This window comes from Micromonospora sp. ZG13, assembly GCF_059359355.1.
Map to the genome: position 1 here is coordinate 102,564 of NZ_JCADBQ010000015.1, position 22,095 is coordinate 124,658.

At 74.8% G+C, this 22,095-nt stretch carries 17 protein-coding genes and 1 pseudogene; 4 read left to right on the plus strand and 14 right to left on the minus strand.

Going from position 1 to position 22,095, the window contains the following annotated elements; all coding sequences use genetic code 11:
- Positions 1 to 30: 30 nt before the first annotated feature.
- The 4 genes from AC5L34_RS24550 to xylA all read right to left on the minus strand — a co-directional run bounded on the left by AC5L34_RS24550 (position 31) and on the right by xylA (position 5,316).
- Entirely contained in the window at positions 31 to 1,455 is a 1,425-nt protein-coding gene (locus AC5L34_RS24550; protein WP_494827128.1) for an MFS transporter, read from the minus strand.
- 62 nt (positions 1,456 to 1,517) lie between these two features.
- A complete protein-coding gene (locus AC5L34_RS24555; RefSeq protein ID WP_494827130.1) occupies positions 1,518 to 2,624 on the minus strand; it encodes a DUF5925 domain-containing protein in 1,107 nt (368 codons plus the stop codon).
- A gap of 40 nt (positions 2,625 to 2,664) precedes the next feature.
- Complete coding sequence (gene xylB, locus AC5L34_RS24560; protein WP_441177077.1) at positions 2,665 to 4,116, minus strand: xylulokinase; 1,452 nt, start codon at positions 4,114 to 4,116, stop codon at positions 2,665 to 2,667.
- 12 nt (positions 4,117 to 4,128) lie between these two features.
- Positions 4,129 to 5,316: a xylose isomerase gene (gene xylA, locus AC5L34_RS24565; RefSeq protein WP_441177078.1), complete on the minus strand. Its 1,188-nt coding sequence runs from the start codon at positions 5,314 to 5,316 to the stop codon at positions 4,129 to 4,131.
- Positions 5,317 to 5,391: 75 nt separating this feature from the next.
- On the opposite strand from xylA, the gene AC5L34_RS24570 reads away from it, so the two are divergent.
- Both AC5L34_RS24570 and AC5L34_RS24575 read left to right on the plus strand, forming a co-directional pair.
- Positions 5,392 to 6,630, plus strand: coding sequence for an ROK family protein (locus AC5L34_RS24570; RefSeq protein WP_441177079.1), 1,239 nt, complete (start codon positions 5,392 to 5,394; stop codon positions 6,628 to 6,630).
- A gap of 127 nt (positions 6,631 to 6,757) precedes the next feature.
- Positions 6,758 to 8,428, plus strand: a complete 1,671-nt coding sequence (locus AC5L34_RS24575) for a PP2C family protein-serine/threonine phosphatase (protein ID WP_441177080.1) — start codon at positions 6,758 to 6,760, stop codon at positions 8,426 to 8,428.
- Positions 8,429 to 8,528: 100 nt separating this feature from the next.
- Here AC5L34_RS24575 and AC5L34_RS24580 read toward each other — a convergent pair whose 3' ends face one another.
- Positions 8,529 to 9,062 (minus strand): MarR family winged helix-turn-helix transcriptional regulator, encoded by a 534-nt coding sequence (locus AC5L34_RS24580; protein ID WP_441177081.1) that lies wholly within the window; start codon positions 9,060 to 9,062, stop codon positions 8,529 to 8,531.
- Positions 9,063 to 9,158: 96 nt separating this feature from the next.
- Here AC5L34_RS24580 and AC5L34_RS24585 point away from each other — a divergent pair, with 96 nt between their 5' ends.
- Complete coding sequence (locus AC5L34_RS24585) at positions 9,159 to 10,289, plus strand: PP2C family protein-serine/threonine phosphatase (RefSeq protein ID WP_441177082.1); 1,131 nt, start codon at positions 9,159 to 9,161, stop codon at positions 10,287 to 10,289.
- A gap of 6 nt (positions 10,290 to 10,295) precedes the next feature.
- On the opposite strand, the gene AC5L34_RS24590 is transcribed toward AC5L34_RS24585, so the two are convergent.
- The 9 genes and pseudogenes from AC5L34_RS24590 to AC5L34_RS24630 form a co-directional block, all read right to left on the minus strand.
- Positions 10,296 to 11,777: a sugar transferase gene (locus AC5L34_RS24590; protein ID WP_441177083.1), complete on the minus strand. Its 1,482-nt coding sequence runs from the start codon at positions 11,775 to 11,777 to the stop codon at positions 10,296 to 10,298.
- 213 nt (positions 11,778 to 11,990) lie between these two features.
- On the minus strand, positions 11,991 to 13,751 hold the full coding sequence (locus AC5L34_RS24595; RefSeq protein ID WP_441177084.1) for a substrate-binding domain-containing protein: 1,761 nt from the start codon (positions 13,749 to 13,751) through the stop codon (positions 11,991 to 11,993).
- A 142-nt stretch (positions 13,752 to 13,893) separates the two neighbouring features.
- On the minus strand, positions 13,894 to 14,931 hold the full coding sequence (locus AC5L34_RS24600) for a lactonase family protein (RefSeq protein WP_494827134.1): 1,038 nt from the start codon (positions 14,929 to 14,931) through the stop codon (positions 13,894 to 13,896).
- Between the two features lie 135 nt (positions 14,932 to 15,066).
- A complete protein-coding gene (locus AC5L34_RS24605; protein WP_441177086.1) occupies positions 15,067 to 15,669 on the minus strand; it encodes a GTP-binding protein in 603 nt (200 codons plus the stop codon).
- Positions 15,650 to 16,039: a DUF742 domain-containing protein gene (locus AC5L34_RS24610; RefSeq protein ID WP_363899319.1), complete on the minus strand. Its 390-nt coding sequence runs from the start codon at positions 16,037 to 16,039 to the stop codon at positions 15,650 to 15,652. The genes AC5L34_RS24605 and AC5L34_RS24610 overlap by 20 nt, the downstream gene beginning before the upstream one ends.
- Complete coding sequence (locus AC5L34_RS24615) at positions 16,029 to 16,448, minus strand: roadblock/LC7 domain-containing protein (protein ID WP_357723646.1); 420 nt, start codon at positions 16,446 to 16,448, stop codon at positions 16,029 to 16,031. The genes AC5L34_RS24610 and AC5L34_RS24615 overlap by 11 nt, the downstream gene beginning before the upstream one ends.
- 275 nt (positions 16,449 to 16,723) lie before the next feature.
- Positions 16,724 to 19,147: pseudogene (locus AC5L34_RS24620) on the minus strand (sensor histidine kinase); the annotation flags it as partial.
- 232 nt (positions 19,148 to 19,379) lie between these two features.
- Positions 19,380 to 20,870, minus strand: coding sequence for a catalase (locus AC5L34_RS24625; protein WP_441177087.1), 1,491 nt, complete (start codon positions 20,868 to 20,870; stop codon positions 19,380 to 19,382).
- 32 nt (positions 20,871 to 20,902) lie between these two features.
- Entirely contained in the window at positions 20,903 to 21,322 is a 420-nt protein-coding gene (locus tag AC5L34_RS24630) for a Fur family transcriptional regulator (protein WP_494827137.1), read from the minus strand.
- 174 nt (positions 21,323 to 21,496) lie between these two features.
- On the opposite strand from AC5L34_RS24630, the gene AC5L34_RS24635 reads away from it, so the two are divergent.
- A complete protein-coding gene (locus AC5L34_RS24635; protein ID WP_441177089.1) occupies positions 21,497 to 22,090 on the plus strand; it encodes a hypothetical protein in 594 nt (197 codons plus the stop codon).
- Positions 22,091 to 22,095: the final 5 nt, after the last annotated feature.

Here is a 22,095-nt window from a genome sequence, read left to right on the forward strand (position 1 = left end):
CCCGTGCCCCGGTCGGGCCGGCCCGTACGCCTACAGGCGCTCGGCGCGCTCGTGCAGCAGGTCGCGGACGGCGGCGATGTCGTCCGGCGAGGTCCGCGAGGCCAGCCAGTACATGACGCCCGTCGGGATGAAGAAGAGCTGGAAGGCCGCCAGCCCGACGGCGTAGTTCAGCGGCGGCGGGAAGGCCGCCCGCAGCCCGTGGAAGGCCACCCCGACCAGCCCGTTGCCGGCCGCCCGGCCGACGCCGTTGACCAGGTTGCCCAGGCTGTAGACGGTGCCCCGGTGCTCGGGCGGGTTGACGTCGGCGATCAGGGCGAACCAGTTCGGCGAGTTGGCCGAGGTGAGGGCCAGGGCCACCACGGCGGTCAGCAGGCTCAGCCCGACCGTCGGCTCGGTGACCACGCTGCCCAGCACCGCCCGGACCACCGCTCCGGTGCCGGCGCCGTCGGGCACGTCGATGCGGATCGGCACGAAGAAGAGCGCCAGGTAGAACGGCAGCGCCGCGAGGATGCCCACCGCGGCGACCAGCGCCCGCCCCCGGGGCGTACGCCGTTGCAGCGCGTCGCCCACCAGCCCGCCCACGATGGAGAGCACCCCGCCGAGCTGGAACAGGGTGGCGAAGACGCTGCCCACGACCACGGCGGTGGCGGCGGAGTAGCCCTGGTCCTCGGCCCGCTCGGCGAAGAGCACCGGCAGCCAGACCAGCGACCCGAACGCCGCCTGCGCGGTGAGGCCCTGGAGGACCAGCCAGCGGTTCGTCCGCCGGCTCAGGATCCTCGGCAGGTCCGCCCGGCTGATCCGGTAGTCGTACTCGGCGCCGGTGGCCAGCGCGTCGGCCAGTTCCGGCTCGCTCTGCCCGCGCCGGATGTCGTAGGTGAACAGGTAGGCGACGGTCGCCGCGACGCCGACCACCGTCAGCAGCAGGAACGGCCGCCGCCAGTCGGCGGCCCCGAGCAGCCCGCCGACCAGCGTGCCGGCGAGCGTGCCGACGCCCTGGGACAGCCCCCAGAAGCTCATCACCAGCCCCCGGCGGCGGGGCGAGATCAGGTCGGTGACGACCGAGAACCCGACCGACCCGACCGCGCCCAGGCCGACCGCCGCCAGGATCTGCGCCGCCAGGAAGGCCGGATAGTTCGCCGCGAGCGCGCTGCCGCCCGTGCCGAGCGCCCAGATGAGGGTGCCGACCATCAGCAGCGGCTTGCGGTTCGCGCGATCGCCGACGTACGCCCAGCCGACGGCGGCCACGGCGCTGGCCAGGAAGCTCACGGCGGTGACCAGGCCGAGCAGCCGCTGCGGTACGTCGAAGGCGGCGGAGATGGGCCCGTACAGCGGGGGGACCAGGCCGATCGCCACGTTGTCCAGCGAGGCGAGCAGCACGAAGACCACGACGCTGTAGAACCGGTGCGCCGGCGTGCCGCCCCGGGCCCGCGCCGGCCCACCCCTGGTCAAGGTCATGTTCGGCAGCCAACCAGGATCAGGTCACGAGCGGGTGACGACGCGCGGGCGCGCCGCAGCGCTCAGAGATAGCCGCCGATCGTGGGCGGGGCGGCGGGCGCGACCGGCGTGCCCGCGCGCAGCGCGTACAACTCGGCGAGGGTGGCGCCCCGCGACGGCGGCACCTGCGCCGAGGTGCCCAGCCAACCGGCCGCCTCCTCGTACGACAGCGGGCCCACCTCGATACGGGCCAGGCAGCGCCCCGGGCGGACCACCGCCGGATGCAGCCGGGACAGGTCCTCGTTCGTGGTGATCGCGACGAGCACGTCGCGCCCCTGCCCGAGCAGCCCGTCGGTGAGGTTCAGCAGCCGGGACAGGGCCTGCCCGGCGGCCTGCTTCGCCTCGCCCCGGATCAGCTCGTCGCAGTCCTCCAGGATGAGCAGCCGCCACCGGCGGCCCGTGCCCTGCTCGCCGTCCTCGTCCCCGACCGCCACCTCGGACAGGTACGCCGTGTCCGCGAAGAGCACGTCCGGGTCGAGTACGGCGTCGACCTGGCACCAGTCGCGCCACTGCCGGGCGAGGGCGCGCAGCGCGGTGGTCTTTCCCGTCCCCGGTGCCCCGTGCAGCAGCACCAGCCGGCCGGAGAGGCGCTCCGGGGTGGTCGCCATCAGCGCGTCGAGCGCCTCGCGGGCCGCCGCGGTGTAGTTCGGCCGGATCGCCGCCCAGTCCGGCGCGGCGATGGACCGGACGTCGCGCTGGCTGCCCCGGCGGGGGTTCTGGTGCCAGAAGCCGATCCGGCCGGCGCCCGGGTCCTCCGGCTCGGCGGCGCCGTCGACGATCCGGTCGAGGGCCGACCGGCCCACCTCCTCGGACACCGCCGTGACCGTCACCTCGGCGCCGCGCCCCTTCCAGGTGACCACCCGGGCCGTCCAGCCGTCGCCGGCCAGCAGCCGGGACCGCTGCCGGTTCTCGACCGCCGTGCGCAGCAGCCGCCCGTCGGGGGCCGTCAGCGGCGCGTCGGGGCGCACCCGGGAGAGCCGGACGGTGTGCGACCACGGGTGCCGGCCGGTGACGAAGTCCGCCAGGACCAGTGCGTCGATGACGTCGCAGGGGGTGTCCGCGTCGTCGTACTGGAGCATCGAGGGGATGCCGGTGCCGGGTGCCGCGTCCGTTTCGGGGGTGGTCCGCATCCGTCGATGATCGCGAGCCGGCGCGCGCCCGTACAGTCGTTTACCCCGCCACGGCGTCGACCCGGTCGAGGAAGTGTTCGCGGGCGGCGGCGTACCGCTCCCGGACGGCGGGGACGGGGGCGTCCGCGTACTCCTCGGTGCCCGCGACGGACCACGCGGGGGGCGCCGCGCCGCCCAGGGCGACCCAGGCGGCCTGGCGGGCGGCGCCGTCGGCGACGTACTCGCCGGGCGGCGGGACGACCACCGGCACCCCGAGGACCTGCGGGGCGATCCGGCGCACGGCCACCGACCGGGCTCCGCCGCCCACGAGGATCACCCGGCGGACCGTGGCGCCCTGGGCGGTGAGCGCGTCGAGCCCGTCGGCGAGGGCGCAGAGCAGCCCCTCGACGGCGGCGCGCGCCAGGTGGGCCGCCGTCGAGGTGCGCAGGGTCAGCCCGTGCAGGGCACCGGACGCCAGCGGCCGGTCGGGCGTCCGCTCGCCCTCCAGGTAGGGCACCATGACCAGCCCGTCCGCGCCAGCGGGGGCGGCGAGCGCCAGCCCGGCCAGCTCGTCCAGGTCGACCCGGAGCATGGCGGCAGCGGCGTCGAGCACCCGGGCCGCGTTGAGCGTGCAGACCAGGGGCAGGAAGCGGCCGGTGGCGTCGGCGAAGCCGGCGACCGTGCCGCTCGGGTCGGCGGCCGGGGCGTCGGCGACGCTGAACACGGTGCCGGAGGTGCCGATCGAGAGGACCACGTCGCCCGGGCCCGCGCCGACGCCGAGCGCTGCGGCGGCGTTGTCCCCGGTGCCGGGGCCGAGCACCGCCCCACCGGCGGGCAGCCCCGGCAGGACGTCGGGGCGTACGTGGCCGGCCGGCTCCGCCGGGCCGAGCACCGCCGGCACGTGCGGCCGCCGGCCGAACGCCCGCTCCAGCAGGTCGAGCCGGTAGTCGCCGGTGCCCGGGGACCAGTAGCCGGTGCCGCTGGCGTCGCCCCGGTCGGTGCGCAGCGCCGCCAGGTCGGGCGCGCCGGACAGCCGCCAGGTCAGCCAGTCGTGCGGCAGGCAGACCGCCGCCACCCGGGCGGCGCGCTCCGGCTCGTGCCGTGCCAGCCAGCGCAGCTTCGTGGCGGTGAAGCTCGCCACCGGCACGCTGCCCACCGCGTCCGCCCAGAACCGGCGGCCCACCTCCCCGCCGCCGGCCTCCTCGACCAGTTCGGCGGCGGCCCCGGCGGAACGCGTGTCGTTCCACAGCAGCGCCGGCCGGACCACGTCGCCCGCCTCGTCGAGGCAGACCATGCCGTGCTGCTGGCCGGCGACGGAGACCGCCGCCACGTCGGCCAGCCCGCCGGCGGCGTCGACCGCCGCGCCCAGCGCGGACCACCACGCCGCCGGGTCGACCTCGGTGCCGTCCGGGTGCGGCGCCCGGCCCTGCCGCAGCAGCGCGCCGGTCTCCGCGTCCCGGACGACGACCTTGCAGGACTGGGTCGAGGAGTCGACCCCCGCGACGATCGGCATCGCCGGCGGCCCTCAGCGGGCGCCGAGCAGGTGCTCGACGGCGAGCTGGTTGAGCCGGACGAAGCCGAAGCCCTTCGCGGCGGCCGCGTCGACGTCGAACTCCTCGAACGCGGACCGGTCGGCGAGCAGGTCGGCGTAGCCCTCCCCCGGCGCCAGCGTCGGCGTGCCCAGGTCGGCGACCCGGCTGGCGGCCAGCGCCTCGGCGACCTCCGGGTCGGCCCGGAACGCCGCCGCCCGCTCCTTGAGCAGCAGGTAGGTGCGCATGTTCGCCTCCGCCGACGCCCAGACGCCGGTCAGGTCCTCGGTGCGCGAGGGCTTGTAGTCGAAGTGCCGGGGACCGTCGTACGCGGGCCCGCCGCCGGGGCCGCCGTGCTCCAGCAGGTCGACGAGGGCGAACGCGTTCAGCAGGTCGCCGTGGCCGAAGACGAGGTCCTGGTCGTACTTGACGCCGCGCTGGCCGTTGAGGTCGATGTGGAACAGCTTGCCCTGCCAGAGCGCCTGGGCGATGCCGTGGGCGAAGTTCAGGCCGGCCATCTGCTCGTGCCCCACCTCCGGGTTGAGCCCGACCAGCTCGGGGCGGGCCAGGGTGGAGATGAAGGCCAGGGCGTGCCCGACGGTGGGCAGGAGGATGTCGCCGCGCGGCTCGTTGGGCTTGGGTTCGAGGGCGAAGCGCAGGTCGTAGCCGGAGTCGACGACGTACTGGCAGAGCACGTCGACGGCCTCGCGGTAGCGGTCCAGGGCGGCGCGCACGTCCTTGGCGAGGTCGTACTCGGCGCCCTCCCGGCCGCCCCACATCACGAAGGTGCGGGCGCCCAGCTCCGCGGCGAGGTCGACGTTGCGCAGCACCTTGCGCAGCGCGTAGCGCCGCACGTCGCGGTCGTTGCTGGTGAAGCCGCCGTCCTTGAAGACGGGGTGGGTGAAGAGGTTGGTGGTCACCATCGGGACCACCAGGCCGGTCTCGTCGAGCGCCTTGCGGAAGCGGGCCACGTGCTGGTCGCGGGTGGCGGCGTCCGCGCCGAAGGGGATCAGGTCGTCGTCGTGGAGCGTGATCCCGTACGCGCCCAGCTCGGCGAGCCGGTGCACCGCCTCGACCGCGTCCAGCTCGGGCCGGCTGGCGTCGCCGAACGGGTCGCGGCCCTGCCAGCCCACCGTCCAGAGGCCGAAGGAGAACTTGTCGGCGGGAGTGGGACGGGGTGCCATGGCAGACCTCCGGGGTGTCGTCCGCTATTTGTTCAGTGGTTGAATTATTTGGCCGGCCTGTGGCAGTGTCAAGGGGTGACCCGACCCGACGCCCCGCCCGGGCCCGTACGCCAGGGCAGCCTGCGCGAGTGGAACCTCGCCGTGGTGCTCGGCCGGATCGCCGCCGCCGACCGCCCGCCCTCCCGGGCCGAGCTGGCCGCCGGCACCGGCCTCACCCGGGCCACGGTCTCGGCCGTCGTGGAGGACCTGCTCGCCGGCCGGCTGGTCGCCGAGGCGGAGCCGACACCGCGCACCGGCGCGGGCCGGCCGTCGAGGGGCCTGGTGCTCGCCACCGACGGGCCGGCCGGGCTCGGCCTGGAGATCAACGTCGACTACCTGGCCGCCTGCGTGGTGGACCTCGCCGGCCGGGTCCGCCACCACACCGTGCGCCGCGCCGACCTGCGGCCCCTCTCCCCCGCCGACGCGCTCGCCCGGCTCACGGACCTGGCCGCGCACGCCCGCGCCGACGCCACCCGCGAGGGGCTGACCCTGGCCGGCGCGGCCCTCGCGGTGCCGGGCCTGGTCGACGACGCCGGCCTGGTCCGCCTCGCGCCGAACCTCGGCTGGCGCGACGTGCCCGTACCGGCACTGCTCGGGAAGGGGCCGCCGCTGACCGCGCACGTCGACGGCGTGCCGCCGCTGGTGGTCGACAACGAGGCCAACCTCGCCGCGCTGGGTGAACTGCACGCCGGTCCGGCCGGCCGGCCCAGCTTCCTGCACGTCTCCGGCGAGGTCGGCATCGGCGCCGGGATCGTGCTCGACGGTGCCCTCTACCGGGGTGCGCGCGGCTGGAGCGGCGAGATCGGTCACCTCCCGATCCGGCCCGACGGCCCGCCCTGCCGGTGCGGCAGCCGGGGCTGCCTGGAGACGTACACCGGTCAGGAGGCCATCCTCGCGGCGGCCGGCCTCGCCGGCGCGGACCTGCCGGCGGACACCGCGACGACCCGGCTGGCCGAGCTGGCCGGGGCCGGCGACCCCGCGGCGCTGCGGGCCCTGGCCGGGGCCGGGACCGCCCTGGGCGTCGCCGTCGCCGGCGTGGTGAACCTGCTGGACCTGGACACCGTGGTGCTCGGCGGCGGATACGCCCCGCTGGCGCCGTGGCTGCGCCCGCCGGTGCTCGCCGAGATCTCCCGGCGGGTGCTCACCGCGGCCTGGTCCCCCGTCACCGTCCGCCCGGCGGCCCTCGGCGCCGCCGCCGCGGCCGTCGGCGGGGCCGGTTCGGTGGTCCGCCGGATCCTGGCCCGACCGGCCGGCTGGCTGGCCCGCCCGACCTGAGTCCCGTTCCTCCGATGGCGTCGCGGCTTCGCCTCGGTACGCTTGCCCCGAGGCAACGAACCACATCCGAGGAGTGCACGACCAGCATGCGCACAGGTCGACAGACCGGGGTGCCCGGCGAGCGGCGGTGACCACCGCTTCCCGAGGCGGTGTCACGGGCCCGGCCGACGGCGGGCGACCCGCCCACCCCCACCCCGGCCGCTCCCCCGGCACCGCGCCGCCGGCCGATCCCCGGCTCACCCGCGAGGTGCTCGACGGGCTCACCGAGGCGGTCGTGACGGTCGACCGGGCGGGGCTGGTGACGCTGGTCAACGCGACGGCCACCGCACTGCTCCCCGAGCTCACGCCCGGCACGGACCTGCGCGCCTGCCCGGTGCCGGCCGTGGCGCGGGCGGTCAGCGCCGGGGCGGACGGTTTCGACACCGAGCACGGCGGTCGCCGCCTGCGTGGCGTACGGCGCGACCTGGCCGACGGGCGGCACGCCTGGTACGTGCGGGACGTCACCGAGGAACACGCGCGCACCGAGGCGCTGCACGTCGAGCGGTCCCGCACGGTGTTCCTCGCCCAGGCCGGCAACCGGCTCGGGCTCTCCCTCCAACGCGAGCAGACGCTGCGCACCGCCACGACCCTGCCCGTGCCCTACCTCGCCGACCTGGCTCTGGTGGTGCACCTGCCGCCCCCGCCGGCGGCGGATCAGCCGCACTGGATCCGGTACGACGGGACCGAAGCCGCCCCGGCGACAGGCCTGGCGACGTGGTCGTTGACCGGCTCGCTGCCCGGTCTGGCCGAGGCGCTGGCCGGCCACGCGGTGGGCCCGGCCCCCTGGCCGGACGCGGAGGCGGCCGACCCGGCCACCGTGCTGCCGGCCGACTTCGGCCGCCCCGGCACCGTGCTGGTCAGCCCGATGCGGGGCGCCGGGCGCACCATCGGCGCCCTGGTGCTGGTCCGCCGCGCCGGGCGTGCCGGCTTCGACGGCCGCGACGTCGAGCTGGCCCGGCAGTTCGCCACCCGCGCGGGCACGGCCCTCGGCGCCGCGGACCTCTACGGCGAGCAGGTCCACCTGGCCCGGGTGCTCCAGCACAGCCTGCTCCCGCCCGACCTGCCGGTCGTACCGGGCGCCGCCCTCGCCGGCGGTTACCGGGCGGCCGGCGACCGGCTGCGCATCGGGGGCGACTTCTACGACGTGTTCCCCGTCCCCGGGGGCGCGATCTTCGCGCTCGGCGACGTGGCCGGCAAGGGCGTCGGCGCGGCCGTGCTCACCGGTCGGGTCCGCCAGTCCCTGCGGACCCTGCGCCTGGTCGAGCAGCGGCCCCTGGAGCTGATGCGGCTGCTCAACCAGGCGCTCCTCGACGCCCCGGACGCCGCCCGCCGCAGCCAGTTCACCACCCTGCTGCTCGGCACCCTCGACGGCGCGGCCGACGGCGGGTTCACCGTCCGGATCGCCGGCGGCGGCCACCCGTCCCCGCTGCGCGTACGCGCCGACGGCGGGGTCAGCCCCGTCGCGGTCGGCGGGATGCCGGTGGGCGCGCTCGCCGCCGCCCGCTTCGCCGAGGCCGAGTTCCGCCTCGCCCCCGGTGAGCTGCTCTTCGCCTACACCGACGGGGTGATCGAGGCGCGGGGCGGCCCCGACGGTCAGGAGATGTTCGGTGAGGAACGGCTGCACGCGGCGCTGGCCGCGGCCGCCGGGTCGACGCCGGCGGAGCTGGTCGACCGGCTGCTGGAAGCCCTCGACGAGTGGCTCGACGGGCAGAGCCAGGACGACATCGCGATGCTGGTCGTCGCGGCGGCGCCGGCCTGACCCGCCCTCGTGCCGAGCGGCAGCGCCCGACGGTGCTGGGCAGGACCACGTCGGCCGCCGTGCTGCCGGAAACGTGACGGCCTGGTCGTGGGCGCCCGGGTCAGGCCGTCCTGGCCACCCGCGGCCCGTTTTCGGACCGCTCCTGCGTCGGCAGGCTTGCCGGGCGCTCCCTCGGCACGCCCGGCCAGGGGCCGGTCTCCTCGACGGACTCCACGGACGCGTCGCGGTGGCGCGCCGCCTCGTCGAACTCCCGCATGCCCCGCAGCAGGGCCTGCCGCCCCTCGGGGGTCATGTCGGCGAGGATCGCCGCGAGCTGCTGGCGCCGGTCGTCCCGCAGCTCCGCGAGGAGCCGGCGCGCCTCCGGGGTGAGGTGCAGCGCGATCTCCCGCCGGTCGAACCGGCCGGGCTCGCGTTCCAGCATGCCCGCCGCCACGAGGCGGTCGCAGAGTCGGCTGGCGGAGGAGAGCAGCATGTCGAGCCCGGTGGCCAGGCGGCGCAGGTTGATTCCCTCGTGCTGCTCGACGAGCATGATCGCGCGCAACTGCGCGCCCGAGACCCGGCTGGTCGTGCGCTCGCGCGCGGCCTCCCAGACCGTCAGCAGGGCACCGGCCACCGCGTCGAGCTCGACGGCCATACTCGTCTCGGGTCCGTAGGGACCGTGTACTTCCGCCATGGTGGGCCCGAGACTACTCCGAATCCACTGGTCTGGGCTCGTGATGAAGGAGCGATGATGAGCGAACCGGTCAACCGGGCACGGCACGTCCTCAACGAGGCGCCCGCCGATCTCCTGCTGGACCGGATCGCCGACGTCCTGGCCGCGGGCTACGGGACGACCCGGGTGGAGCTGCTCCAGGTCGACTACCGGCTGGCCGCCCTGCTGCCGCTGCTCGGGGACGAGCCCGTCACCGCACCAGGGCATCCCGCCTGGCGCTGCTTCGACCACCAGACCCCGATCGTCGCCGACGACACCGGCTACCTCCCCGTGTCGATGCGCGGTGAACGCCGGGGCGTACTGGTGGTGGCCCCCGTGCCGACGCGACCGGGCGCGCTCGACGAGCTGACGGAGATCGCGACCGCGCTCGCCCACGAGATCGCCGCCGTCACCGAGGGCACGGACGTGTACCGGATGGCAAGCCGCAGCAGGCGGCTCACCCTCGCCGCCGAGATGCAGTGGGAGCTGCTCCCCGGCCGCAGCCGGACCCGCCCGTCGTTCCGCCTCGCCGGGCAGCTGGAACCGGCGTACGCGGTACGCGGCGACAGCTTCGACTGGTCCGACGACGGCACCCGGGTCTGGTTGTCGACCATCAACGGCACGGGCGAGGGGGTGGCCGCCGCGATGCTCACCTCGCTCGCCACCCACGCGCTGCGCAACGCCCGCCGGTCCGGGCTCGGCCTCGCCGACCAGGCCGCCCTCGCCGACCAGGCCGTCTACGACCTGCACCGGGGCGACCGGCACATCGCGGCGCTGCTGATGGAGCTCGACCTGCGCTCGGGGCGGCTCACCGTCGTCGACGCCGGGTCGCCCCGCCTGGTGCTGCTGCGCGACGGGGACGTGCGGGAGCTGCCGTTGGAGGCGCAGTTCCCGCTCGGCATGTTCGAGGCCACCGACTACCAGGAGCAGTGCTTCGAGTTGTGCCGCGACGACCGGCTCTTCGTGGTCAGCGACGGCGTCATCGACGCCACCGGGCAGAGCGTCCGGTACGGCGAGAGCGCGCTGGACCGGTTCCTGCGCCGGACCGGGCCGATGGAGCCGCTGGACGCCGTCCGCTCGCTGATCGGCGACCTGCGTGCGTTCGTCGCCGGCGACCTGATCGACGACGCGGTGGTGGTCTGCCTCGACTGGACGGGCCCGCAGGACTGAGCGGGCTCAGTACGCCCCGCGACTGTTGACCACCGCGCCGAAGGTCTTCCACAGGATCGTCAGGTCGGCCGCGAGCGACCAGTTCTCCACGTAGTAGAGGTCGAGCCGGATGCCGTCCTCCCAGCTCAGGTCGGACCGGCCGCTGACCTGCCAGAGCCCCGTCATGCCCGGCTTGACCAGCAGGCGGCGGGCCACGTCGCCGTCGTAGCGGGCCACCTCCGAGGGCAGCGGCGGACGGGGACCGACCAGGCTCATGTGCCCGAGCAGGACGTTGACCAGCTGTGGCAGCTCGTCCAGCGACCACTTGCGCAGCAGCCGCCCGATCCGGGTCACCCGCGGGTCGTCGCGCATCTTGAACATCAGGCCGTCGGTCTCGTTGCGGGCGGCCAGCGCGGCCAGCAGGGCGTCGGCGTTGACCACCATGGTGCGGAACTTGTAGACGCCGAACTCCCGCCCGCCCTGCCCGACGCGGGTCTGCCGGAACAGTACCGGGCCCCGGCTGTCGATCTTGATGGCCAGCGCGACGGCGGCCAGCAACGGCAGCAGCAGCGTCAGGGCCACTGAGGAGACGGCCCGGTCAACGAAGCCCTTGACCAGCTTGCGGGCCCCCCGGAACTCCGGCGCCTCGACGTGGATCAGCGGCAGCCCGGCGACCGGCCGGGTGTGGATGCGCGGGCCGGCGACGTCGGTCAGCGCCGGGGCCACCACCAGGTCGATGCCGGTGCCCTCCAGCTGCCAACCCAGGCGCCGCAGCCGGGTGGCGGTCAGCTCGCCGGAGGCGGTCACCGCGACGGTGTCCGCGCCGATGGCGGTGGCCGCCTCGGGGATGCCCCGGAACGAACCGACCACCGGCACGTCGCCCAGCCGCTGGGCCACCGGGGCGAGCAGCGCGTCCGGGATGCACGCGCCGACCACCTGGTAGCCCGCGTACGGCTCGCGGCGCAGCGTGTGCACCAGCTCCAGCACGTGCGCGGTGTCGCCGACCACCAGCACCTTGCGCGACCAGCCGGCGCCCTCGGACCGCGCCCGGTGCAACCGCTTGCGGGCGGCGAACCGGGCCACCTCCAGGCCGAGCATCCCGACGGCGAACGAGATGCCGAGGAATCCCCGGGAGACGCCCACGTCGGCGATGTAGCCGGCGATCGCGATGCCGCCGGCGAGGCGCAGGCTGGCGGTGCCGACCCGCCGGTACTCGTCGGCGCCGTAGCCGAGGACGCGGTCGTCGTAGCAGCGCAGCACCCGCAGCGAGACCAGCCAGGCGAGCACCAGCCCCGGGGCTACCAGGACGTAGGGGATCTTCGAGCCGCCGGGGGCGTCGTCGCCGAACCGGGCGACGTAGCCGACGAGCACGGCGACGGTCAGGACGGTGGTGTCCAGCACCACCAGGGAGCGGACGTAGGCGCGCTCGCGGGTGCGGGCCGGCCCTGGTCGTGGTTCGTCCGGTCTCGACGACGTGCTGGCGGGGGTCAACAGCGTCGCTGAGGTCACCGGCCCTCCCCACTTCGGTCGCCGACGGCCCGCCGGCCGGGCCCGGGTCGCGGGCCCGTCACGGGGGCACCAGGACATCCTGCCCCGGCAACCATGGTCGCCGATTGCTTCGGACGCATTACCGTCACTACTTTCCCCGAGGAACCCCTTTCGGGGAAAGGGCCCACGGCACCCGGTCCCGCACGCCGGACCCGCTCCGCGCTGCGTGGCGGCTCAGGCCGGAGCCTTGCGCAAGGCGATCGCCTTGAGGAAGATGTCGCCGATCTTGGTCGGGTCCTCGGTGACGAACGCCCCGCCGCCGGTGACGTCGGTGATCGACTTCAGCTCGGCCTTGCTCACGTCGCTGCCGATACCGATGATCACGACCTGCACGGGCCGCTCCGGATCCTTGATCTTGTTGAGTTCGCCCAGCAGCTTCTGCTGCGTGATGCCGGCGGAGTCCTCGTTCTTGCCGTCGGTGAAGAGCACGATCGAGTTCACCCGGCCGGGCTCCCAGTTGTCCTGCACCTTCTGGTAGGCCGCCAGCACCGTGTCGTAGAGGCCGGTGTTGCCGGTCGAGGAGCGGATCGAGCCGAGGGCTTGCTCCAGCTTCCCGCGCTGGCGGGACAACGGCCCGATGGGCAGCAGCTCCCGGTGGTCGCGGGCGCCCACCAGCTGCGTGGAGAACGTCCAGAGACCGATCGACCAGGAGTCGTCGAAGAGGTTCAGCCCTCGACGGGCCGCCTCGACGGTGACCTGCTGCCGGGTCGCGTTGCCGGCGTTGGCCACCTTCTCCTTCATCGAGCCGGAGACGTCGATGACGGCGAGCATCCGGCCGGACTGGGTGGCGATCGACCAGCTGGAGACCGCCCGGTCCATGGCCTGCGGGTCGAGCCCGCCGGCAGCCGAGCCGCCACCGTTGGTCGGCGGGGCCGGCGCGCCACCGGCCGGGCTGGGCGCGCCCTGCGGCGCGTCGAAGCCCGCACCCCAGTTGCCGTCCGGCGCGCGCAACGACCGGCTCGCCAGCCGGTCACGGAAGCTGTCGCTGCTGAGCACCTCGTAGAGCACCCGCGCCGCCGACGCCTTGGCCGGCTCGATGCCGGGCAGCACCGCGTACGGGTAGTCCAGCGCCGCGGGCGCCGGCTCCAGGTAGAGCGCGGCCAGCCGCACCGGCGGCTTCTTGCTGTTGTACTGGATCACGTCCTCTTCCGAGAGCGCCGCCGCACCCAGGCTGCTCGCGATCGTCGTCGGGTCCGAGGCGGTGGGGAACCGGGCGAGCAGGTCCGGCCGCAGCGCCGAGCGGTCGGTGGCCAGCGCCCGCAGCGCGGCGACCTTCTCCTTCTCGGCGTCGGGGCCGCCGGAGGCGCTGGCGGCGGCCGTCAGCGAGAGCAGGCCGGACAGGCCGGCGGCGTCGCGGGTCGGCTCGACGATCCCGGTGCGCAACGGCTTGTCGCTCTGCACCTGTTGCAGGAGCTGGGTCCAGCTGAACTTCTTCTGCGGCCAGCCCAGCCGGGTCGCGACCGGCTCCGGCATCGCCACGACCACCGGGCTGCGCGCGATGGACGCCCCGTTGCCGGGCTCGAAGGCGGTGGCGCCGCCGGTCTTGAGCCGGAGCAGCCACGTGGAGGAGTCGGGCACCCAGACGTCCGGGCTGACCGACGTACCGCTGGCCTGCCCCACGCCGGCCAGGGTGACGCCGTGCTTGGCGGCGACCGTCGCGGCCACGTCGACGGGATCGGACGCCGTGACGTTCACCGCGATGCAGGTGTCGCCCACCGCGGCACCGTCCTTCACCCACTGCGCGGCGGCGTCATCGACCGCCGGCGCGAGTTCGGCCGCCACCGCGACGGAGAGTTCGAGCCGCCCCGAGCAGTCGGGTTGCGCCAGCTGCTGGTAGCCGAACCAGCCGCCGGCCGTGACGGCGAGGACGCCCACGGCGGCGGCTGCGGTGGCTGCGTGGAGGTTCGTACGCATGCGATGGCGGCCTGCTGACACGCTGACCATCTTGCGGACCTGTCGGGACAACTGCCACGGCCGTTCGGACGAAAGTTACGCAGGAGAAATAGTTGATCGCCAAATCGTCACTTTACGTGACGGCGCCGCCCCGCCGGAGTGACGTCGCGGGCGTCGTGGCTGGTCAGGGCAGCACGCAGGTCGGGCTCAGCACCGCCACGGGCTCCCCGACCGGAGCCGGTACGCCGGTGGCCGCGTCCACCCGGAAGACCCGGACCATGTCGGCCCGCTCGTCGGCGACGTAGAGGTGCTCCCCGGCCCGGGCGAAGTGCCGCGGCCACTCGCCGCCCGTGTCCACCTCGGCGACGAGCTCCGGCAGCTCACCGGAGACGGCGAAGACCGCGACGGTGCCGACCCCCCGGTTGGCGACGTAGAGGTGCCGCCCGTCCGGGCCGACCGCGATCTCCGACGGCTGGACGTGCCCGGGCCGGTCGCTGGCCTCGACCCGGCCCCGCTGGTGCAGCGCCCCGTCGTCGGTCAGCTCGTAGGCGGTGACCGAGCCGTCCAGCTCCCCAGCCACCCAGCAGCGCCGCCCGTCGGGGTGCCGGGCCAGGTGCCGGGGACCGAGGCCGGCGGCCGTACGCACCCGGGGCGCCCGGGGCACCAGCCGGCCGGTGGCGGGATCCAGGTCGTAGCGGTAGATCGAGTCGGTGCCGAGGTCGACGGCGAGCAGCGGGCCCCGGCCCGGAGCCGGGTTCACCATGTGGGCGTGCGCCCGGTCCTGGCGTTCCGGGTCCGGCCCGTGCCCCTCGTGCTCCACCAGGTCGCTGCGCTCGCCGGGTACCCCGTCGGGATCGAGCGGGAACACCGTCACGCTGCCGCCGCCGTAGTTGGCCACGACGAGGTGGTCGCCGCCCGGCACGACCGCCAGGTGGCAGGGCTCCGCGCCCCCGGTGGGCCGGGTGCCGAGCGGGGTGAGGTCGCCGTCGGCGCCGACCCGGAAGGCGCTCACCTGCCCGTCGGGCAGCTCGTTCACGGCATACAGCACGGGCAGCCGCGGGTGCCGGGCGAGGAACGACGGCGAGGGGGTCGTCGCGACGGTGCCGAGCGGGGTCAGCCCACCCGAGGCGGGGTCCCGCCGCGCCGCGACGATGCCGGTGCCCCGCCCCCCGCTGTGCGCCGTGTAGCCGCCGATGTGGACGATCTCGCCCTGACCTGTCACCGGATCCGCCCTCCGTCGATTCCCGTACCGATCCCACCAGCCTTCCCGCTGGGCCGCCCGCTTAGCCCCGAAAACCCCGCCGAATCGCGGCGGCCCGGCCGGGCGGACGCCCGCCGGGACCGCCGCCACGGGCGGTCAGGCCGTCGGCACCGGCTCGCCGCGCTGCCGGGCCACGTGCTCGACCAGCTCGATCAGCACCTCCTTGCCGGACTGCCGGTCCCGCGCGTCGCAGAGCACCAGCGGCACGTCGGGGTCGAGGTCCAGCGCCTGGCGTACGGACTCCAGGCTGAACTTCCGGGCGCCGTCGAAGCAGTTCACCCCCACCACGAAGGGGACGCCCCGCTGCTCGAAGTAGTCGATCGACGGGAAGCAGTCGGCCAGCCGACGGGTGTCGGCGAGCACCACCGCGCCGAGCGCCCCGAACGCCAGCTCGTCCCAGAGGAACCAGAACCGGTCCTGTCCCGGGGTCCCGAAGAGGTAGACCTGGAGATCCTCGTTGATCGTGATCCGGCCGAAGTCCATCGCCACCGTCGTGGTCGACTTCGCCTCGACGCCGGAGAGGTCGTCGGTGCCGATGCTGGCGCCGGTCAGCACCTCCTCGGTCTGCAACGGCCGGACCTCGCTGAGCGCGCTCACCAGCGTCGTCTTGCCGGCGCCGAACCCCCCGGCGATCAGGATCTTGAGCGCGAGCGGGATCCGGGAGCCGGATCCGGTTCGGTCATAGCGCACGGAGTCCACTGACCACCGCCTTGAGGATGTCGTCGTCGGGCAGGTACGTGGCGGCTGTCGGCTGGTGCACCGCGACCAGGCCCCGCGCCAGCAGGTCGCCGAGGAGTACGCGGACCACGCCCACCGCGAGGTCGAGGTCGGCCGCGAGTTCCGCGACGGGGACCGGCCGGGCGGCCAACTCCACCAGGCGCCGGTGCTCGGGGTGCAGCTCGGGGTGGACGGTCGGGTCGGCGGCCGCCTCGGCCAGCACGTACGCGACCAGGTCGAACCCGTCGGCGGCGGAGCGCACCCGGCCGCCGGTGAGGGTGTAGGGCCGCACGACCGGGCCGGCGTCGTCGTCCAGCCACTCGTGCTGCGGCCCGGGCGACTCAGCCCGCATCGGCGACCCCCGCCGTCGACCGGGCGGGCGCGCTCAGGTTCTCCCCGACCCGGGTGACGAGCATCGCCATCTCGTACGCCACCAGGCCGATGTCCGCGTCCGCGTCGCTGACGACGGCCAGGCAGGCGCCCTGCCCGGCGGCGGTGACGAAGAGGTACGCGGACTCCATCTCCACCACGGTCTGCCGGACCGCGCCGCCGGCCACCTGCCGGCTCGCGCCCCGCGCCAGGCTGGAGAAGCCGGAGGCCAGCGCGGAGAGGTGCTCGGCGTCGGCGCGGTCCATGCCGGCGGAGGAGCCGATCAGCAGCCCGTCCGCCGAGAGCACCACCGCCTGCCGGGCGGGCGGCACCCGTTCCACCAGTTCGTCGAGCAACCAGTCGAGATCGGCGCTCTGCCTCGTCGGATGCATCAGGCGTCCCTCTCAGTCGCGGTCATCGGTTCGGGGTCCACCGGCCGCTCGGCCGGCGTCGCGCTCGGGTCCTCGCGTGGCCGGCCCGGCCCGTCGGCGGTGGCCTGCCCGGGAGCCGCGCCGACGGCCGCCACGGTGGCGTGCGGGGCGGCCTGCCCGGAAGCCGGGCCGGTGGCCGCCACGGCGGAGGCGGCCCGCTCCGACGCGGGTGCGGTGGCCGTCGCGGCGGAGGCCCCCTCCGGGACCGCGCCGGTGGCCGCCGCGGCGGAGGCCCCCTCCGGAGCCGCGCCGGTGGCCGCCGCGCGGCCTCGGGCGGTGCCGGCCTGGAGGGCGGACATGGCTCGCCGTGCCTCCTCCGGGCTGCGCGGGGCGGGACTCTCGATCACCGGTTGCCGCAGCGTCGGGCCGTCCAGCGCGGACCCGCGTCCCAGGCCGTCCCCTGCGGTCGGTTGCCCTCCGCCCGGGGCCGCCGCCCGGGGCCGGACCGCCGCCGGCCGCCGGCGCACCCGCCGCGGCAGCCCGTCGATCTCCCCGACCGCCTCGACGGGGGCCGGGCCGCCGGAAGCCGCGCCGTTCAGGACCGGACCGCCAACAGCCGCGTCGCCCGGGACCGGACCGCCGGGAGCCGCGCCGCGCGCTGCGGCACCTTTGGACGACTCGGCCGGCCGCGCGGGGGCCGGAGCCGCCGTGGCGGGCTCGGCGGAGCGGGCCGGGCGCGGCAGCGTGCTCAGCCGGCTCGTCCGGGCGAGCCGCCGCTCCTCCGGGGTCCCCGTGGCCGGGCGCGCCACCGGCGGGCCGCCGGTCGGAACCAGGGCGGGCTCGTCGGTGACCAGGTCGGCGGGGATGAGCACCACGGCGGTCAGCCCGCCACCGTCGGACGGGCGCAGCCGCACCCGGACGCCGTGCCGGGCCGCCAGCCGGGCCACCACGAAGTGCCCGAGGCGGGCGGTCTCGGTCGGCTCGAAGTCGGGCGAGCGGGCCAGCCGCCGGTTGGTGTCCTCCAGCGCGGCGGCGGACATGCCCAGGCCCCGGTCGGTGATCTCGATCGCGTAGCCGTTCGCCACGTGCTGCCCGGCGACCTCGACCCGGGTCTGCGGCCGCGAGAACGCGGTGGCGTTCTCGATCAGCTCGGCGAGCAGGTGGATCACGTCGCCGACGGCCCGACCCAGCACGCCGGCGGGCGCCACGGCGGTGATGTCGACCCGGTCGTACGACTCGACCTCGGAGATCGCACCCCGGACGAGGTCGACCGTCGCCACCGGGTTGCGCCAGCCCCGACCCGGGGCCGCCCCGGCCAGGATGACCAGGTCCTCGGCGTGCCGCCGCAGCCGGGTGGCGAGGTGGTCGACGCGGAACAGCTCCGCCAGCTCGTCCGGGTCCTCGGTGTGCCGCTCCATCCGGTCCAGCAGCGCGAGCTGCCGGTGCACCAGCCCCTGGCTGCGCCGCGCGATGTTCAGGAACACCTCGTTGAGGCCGCGCCGCAGGGTCACCTCGTCGACGGCCGACTGGACCGCGGTGCGCTGCACCTCGGTGAACGCCCGCGCCACCTGGCCGATCTCGTCGCCGCCGTACTCCAGCGGGGGCGCCTCCCGGGCGACGTCGACCTGCTCGCCCCGGCGCAGCCGGGCCACCACGTCGGGCAGCCGGCGCTCGGCCGTCTCCAGCGCCGCCGTGCGTACGCCGGTGAGCCGGTGCGCGAGGTTACGACCGACCCGCAGCGCCACGAGGACCGAGACCACGACGGCGGCCAGCCCCAGCACGCCGGCGGCGCCGAGCCGGACCAGGATGCGTACGGCCGACGGCACCGACCGCTCGGCGAGCCCGTCGGCCTGCGCCAGCTCGAACTCCCGCAGCGCCTCGTGCACCGCCTGGTAGCTCTCCTGCCAGGCCACCGGGTCCACCGCCGGCCGCGTGGTGGACCCGGCGCCGACCAGCGTGTCCTGCATCGACCGCAGCCGACCGAAGGCCTCCCCCTCGGTCAACCGCTGGAACGCGGCGCGCTCGGCGTCCGGCAGGTCGGCGACCGCCGTCTCGGCGAGGAACCGCTGGTTGCCGATGGTCTGCACGAGCTGGAGGTGCTCGCCGTCGGCGAACCGGCCGGCGGTGAACGCCCCGGCGAGCAGGGCGTCGGTCTGCCCGAGCAGCTCCCGCGACCGGCCGAGCGCGGTGACGGCGAGGGCCTGCCGGTTGAGGTCGCGGTCCGGCAGGTTGGCCATCGCGGAGAACGCCTGGAAGGCCGAATTGATCATGCCGCTGTAGAGCCCGACCGCGCCGGCCCGGTCCACCGCGCGCCGGTCGATGAAGCCCCGCCCGGCCGGCAGCGCCTCCAGGGCGGTGGCCAGCTGGTCGAGCCGGGCGTCGAGGATGTCGTCGGCGGCGTCGCGCAGGTCCTCCCCGCCGACCCGGCGGCGCAGCTCGGCGATCGCCCGGTCGGTCCGCTGCCGCTGCTCGGCGAGCCCCGGTGCGTCCCCGTCGCCCGCCAACTGCACCACCGACAGCCGGCGCTCCCGTTGCAGCTCGGCCACCACGGTCTCGCCGGGACGGCCGAGGTCGTAGAGGAGGGTGCGGGCGGCGAGCAGGTCGAGGGCGGGCCCGAAGGTCAGCGTCGTGGCGAAGATCCAGAGCGCCAGCAGCGCGGTCACCGGCACGACGACCAGTGCGGTCAGCTTCGAGCGGATCGGCCAGTCGCGGGTGTTCAATCAGACCTCGCCCGGAAGGTGTGGCTGCGGGGGCGCCGGCGCCGGCCGGGCAGCGTCGCGGTCGGACCGTTCCGGCCCGCGGTTGCCGGGCAGGTCCGGCGGACGCCTTGGGCAGGATACGTAATCCTCGCCCGATGCACTACCGTCCGTCGCGTCGGGCGTACCGGTCCGATCGTCCACAGTCGACGAACGCCCCGCCGGGGGCCGGCGGGGCGTTCGTGGGCGGTACGGGTCAGGCGTCGACGGCGATGCCGAGGCCCTCGGCGACCCGGCGACCGTAGTCGGAGTCGCACTGACTGAAGTGCCAGACCATCTTCTCCTGGATGTGCTTGTCGCACTGCGACAGCAGGGTGGTGAGGTTGAGGATCAGGTCGTCGCGCTCCCAGTCGTCCATCTCGCGGTAGCGCCGACCGGCCTGGGAGTAGTTGTTCTGCCGCTCGATCGGGGCCTTCATGATCTGGCCCGAGACGAACGGACGGTACTCCCGGTAGGACTCGTCGGCCTCCTGGAGGCCCGCGACCGAGGACGGCTCGAAGTTGATGTGCGGGTTGGCACCACGGTTGTCCACCCCGTACGACATCTGGCCGCCGCCCTGGTTGGTGCTGACCCGGACGTCCTCGCGCGGCCGGTTGATCGGCAACTGGAGGTAGTTCGGGCCGACCCGGTAGCGCTGGGTGTCCGAGTAGGAGAACGTCCGGCCGACCAGCATCTTGTCGTCGGAGAAGTCGATGCCGTCGACCAGCACGCCGGTGCCGAAGGCGATCTGCTCGTTCTCGTCGTGGTGGTCGGTGATGTTGCGGTTGAGCGTCATCATGCCGACCGGCAGGTAGGGGAAGTCCTCCTCCGGCCAGATCTTGGTGTCGTCGAGCGGGTCGAAGTCCAGCTCCGGGTGCTCGTCGTCGCTCATGACCTGGACGTTGAGCTCCCACTTCGGGTGGTCGCCGCGCTCGATCGCCTCGTAGATGTCCTTCGAGGCGTGACCCAGGTCGGTGGCCTGGATGGCGTCCGCCTCGGCCTGGGTGAGGTTGTGCTCGCCCTGCTGGGACAGCCAGTGGAACTTGACCAGCACGCCCTCGCCCTCGGCGTTGACGAGGCGGTAGGTGTTCACCCCGGAACCGCGCATCGTCCGGTAGTTCCTCGGGATGCCGTACGGGGAGAAGAGCCAGGTCAGCATGTGCATCGACTCGGGCGTGTTCGACATGAAGTCGAAGATCCGGTTCGGCTCCTGGCGGAAGGTGACCGGGTCCGGCTTCAGCGAGTGGATCACGTCGGGGAACTTGATGGCGTCGCGGATGAAGAAGACCTGGAGGTTGTTGCCCACCATGTCCCAGTTGCCGTCCTCGGTGCGGAACTTCACGGCGAAGCCACGCGGGTCGCGGGCCGCCTCGGAGGAGTCCCGCCCGCCGATGACGGTGGAGAAGCGGATGGTGACCGGGGTCTTCCTGCCCTTGGTCTGGAACAGCTTGGCCCGGGTGTACGTCGACGCCGGCTGGTCGCCGATCGTCCCGTACGCCTCGAACTCGCCGTGCGCGACGAAGCCGCGGGCGTGCACCACCCGCTCCGGGATCCGCTCCCGGTCGAAGTGGCTGATCTTCTCCAGGAAGTGGTAGTTCTCCAGCGTCGCCGGGCCGCGCGAGCCGACCGTCCGCTGTTGCTGGTTGTTGTGCACGGGGTGACCCTGACGGGTGGTGAGGATCGGCCTGCTGGCCTGCGGGTCGCTCATGGCTCTCCTCCAGATCGGTGTGGCGGCTGGCGTCAGCCGTGTCGCGGCTGGCATGCGGGGCACCGGCCCCAGTACGTGACCTCGGTGGACTCCACCACGAAGGCGGAGGCCCCGGGGTCGAGGCAGGGCCCGGGGGCCCGCTTGCGCCGGGTGTCGACGATCGCGCCGCAGTCCCGGCAGACCAGGTGGTCGTGGTCGTCCCCGCCCAGCTCGTACCGGGCCGGCCCGCCGGCCGGGGCGAACCGGCGCAGCAGTCCCGCGTTGGTGAGCGCGTGCAGAACGTCGTAGACCGCCTGGTGGGAGATCCGCCCGAGGCGGATCCGGGCGATTCGGGTGATCGTGTCAGCATCCAGGTGCGGCCGGTCGCGCACCGCCGCGAGCACCGCGAGCCGGGGCCGCGTGACACGCAGCCCCGCAGCTCGCAGGCGTTCGACATCGGATCCGACCGGCATCACCCCACCCAAGCTCGTTTTCTGGAACGAGTCAAGTTTTAGGCTCCCGATCACGCTGTGTGACTCGTCATGCCCGGCCGGGGAAGGGGCCACCGCCGGGTTCGTCAGGAAAGTGCGCCGGAACGGGATTGGCGATCACCGAGCGGAGGGAATACCACCCACGAAGGAGGAGCCATGTCGCCCACGCAGGTAATCGTCATAGTTCTCGTCGTGCTGGTGATCGCGGCCGTGGCCGTGGCCGCCCGGTCGTACGCCCGCCGCCGCGCGCTGCGGTCGCGTTTCGGGCCCGAGTACGACCGCGCCGTCGCCGAGCAGGACAGCCGGACCGCCGCCGAGCGGGAACTGCGGGAGCGGGAGCGTCGCCACGCGGATCTCACGCTCACCCCGCTCGCCCCCGAGTCCCGGGCCCGCTACGCCGCCGCGTGGGAGGAGCTCCAGGTCCGCTTCGTCGACTCCCCCGCCGAGACCGTGGGTGACGCGGACGAACTGGTCACCCGGCTCATCGCGGAACGGGGCTACCCCACCGGTGAGTTCGCCGACCAGATCGCCCACCTCTCCGTGGAGCACGCCCGCACGCTGGGCCACTACCGCGACGCCCACGAGATCCACCTGCGCAACTCCCGGGGCGAGGCGAGCACCGAGGAACTGCGCCAGGCCGTCGTCCACTACCGCGCCCTCTTCGCCGACCTGCTCGGCGAGGAGCCGGTCGCGGCCCGACCGGCAGAGCAGCGCAACCCGGACAGCCAGCACGACGCCACGAGCCGCTAGGAGGA

Bases quoted from the DNA above. Each gene is read 5' to 3' on its own strand.
- AC5L34_RS24550 (WP_494827128.1), bottom strand. From the start codon at position 1,455: ATGACCTTGACCAGGGGTGGGCCGGCGCGGGCCCGGGGCGGCACGCCG.
- AC5L34_RS24555 (WP_494827130.1), bottom strand. From the start codon at position 2,624: ATGCGGACCACCCCCGAAACGGACGCGGCACCCGGCACCGGCATCCCC.
- xylB (WP_441177077.1), bottom strand. From the start codon at position 4,116: ATGCCGATCGTCGCGGGGGTCGACTCCTCGACCCAGTCCTGCAAGGTC.
- xylA (WP_441177078.1), bottom strand. From the start codon at position 5,316: ATGGCACCCCGTCCCACTCCCGCCGACAAGTTCTCCTTCGGCCTCTGG.
- AC5L34_RS24580 (WP_441177081.1), bottom strand. From the start codon at position 9,062: ATGGCCGTCGAGCTCGACGCGGTGGCCGGTGCCCTGCTGACGGTCTGG.
- AC5L34_RS24585 (WP_441177082.1), top strand. From the start codon at position 9,159: ATGAGCGAACCGGTCAACCGGGCACGGCACGTCCTCAACGAGGCGCCC.
- AC5L34_RS24610 (WP_363899319.1), bottom strand. From the start codon at position 16,039: ATGCGGGCTGAGTCGCCCGGGCCGCAGCACGAGTGGCTGGACGACGAC.
- AC5L34_RS24615 (WP_357723646.1), bottom strand. From the start codon at position 16,448: ATGCATCCGACGAGGCAGAGCGCCGATCTCGACTGGTTGCTCGACGAA.
- AC5L34_RS24625 (WP_441177087.1), bottom strand. From the start codon at position 20,870: ATGAGCGACCCGCAGGCCAGCAGGCCGATCCTCACCACCCGTCAGGGT.
- AC5L34_RS24630 (WP_494827137.1), bottom strand. From the start codon at position 21,322: ATGCCGGTCGGATCCGATGTCGAACGCCTGCGAGCTGCGGGGCTGCGT.
- AC5L34_RS24635 (WP_441177089.1), top strand. From the start codon at position 21,497: ATGTCGCCCACGCAGGTAATCGTCATAGTTCTCGTCGTGCTGGTGATC.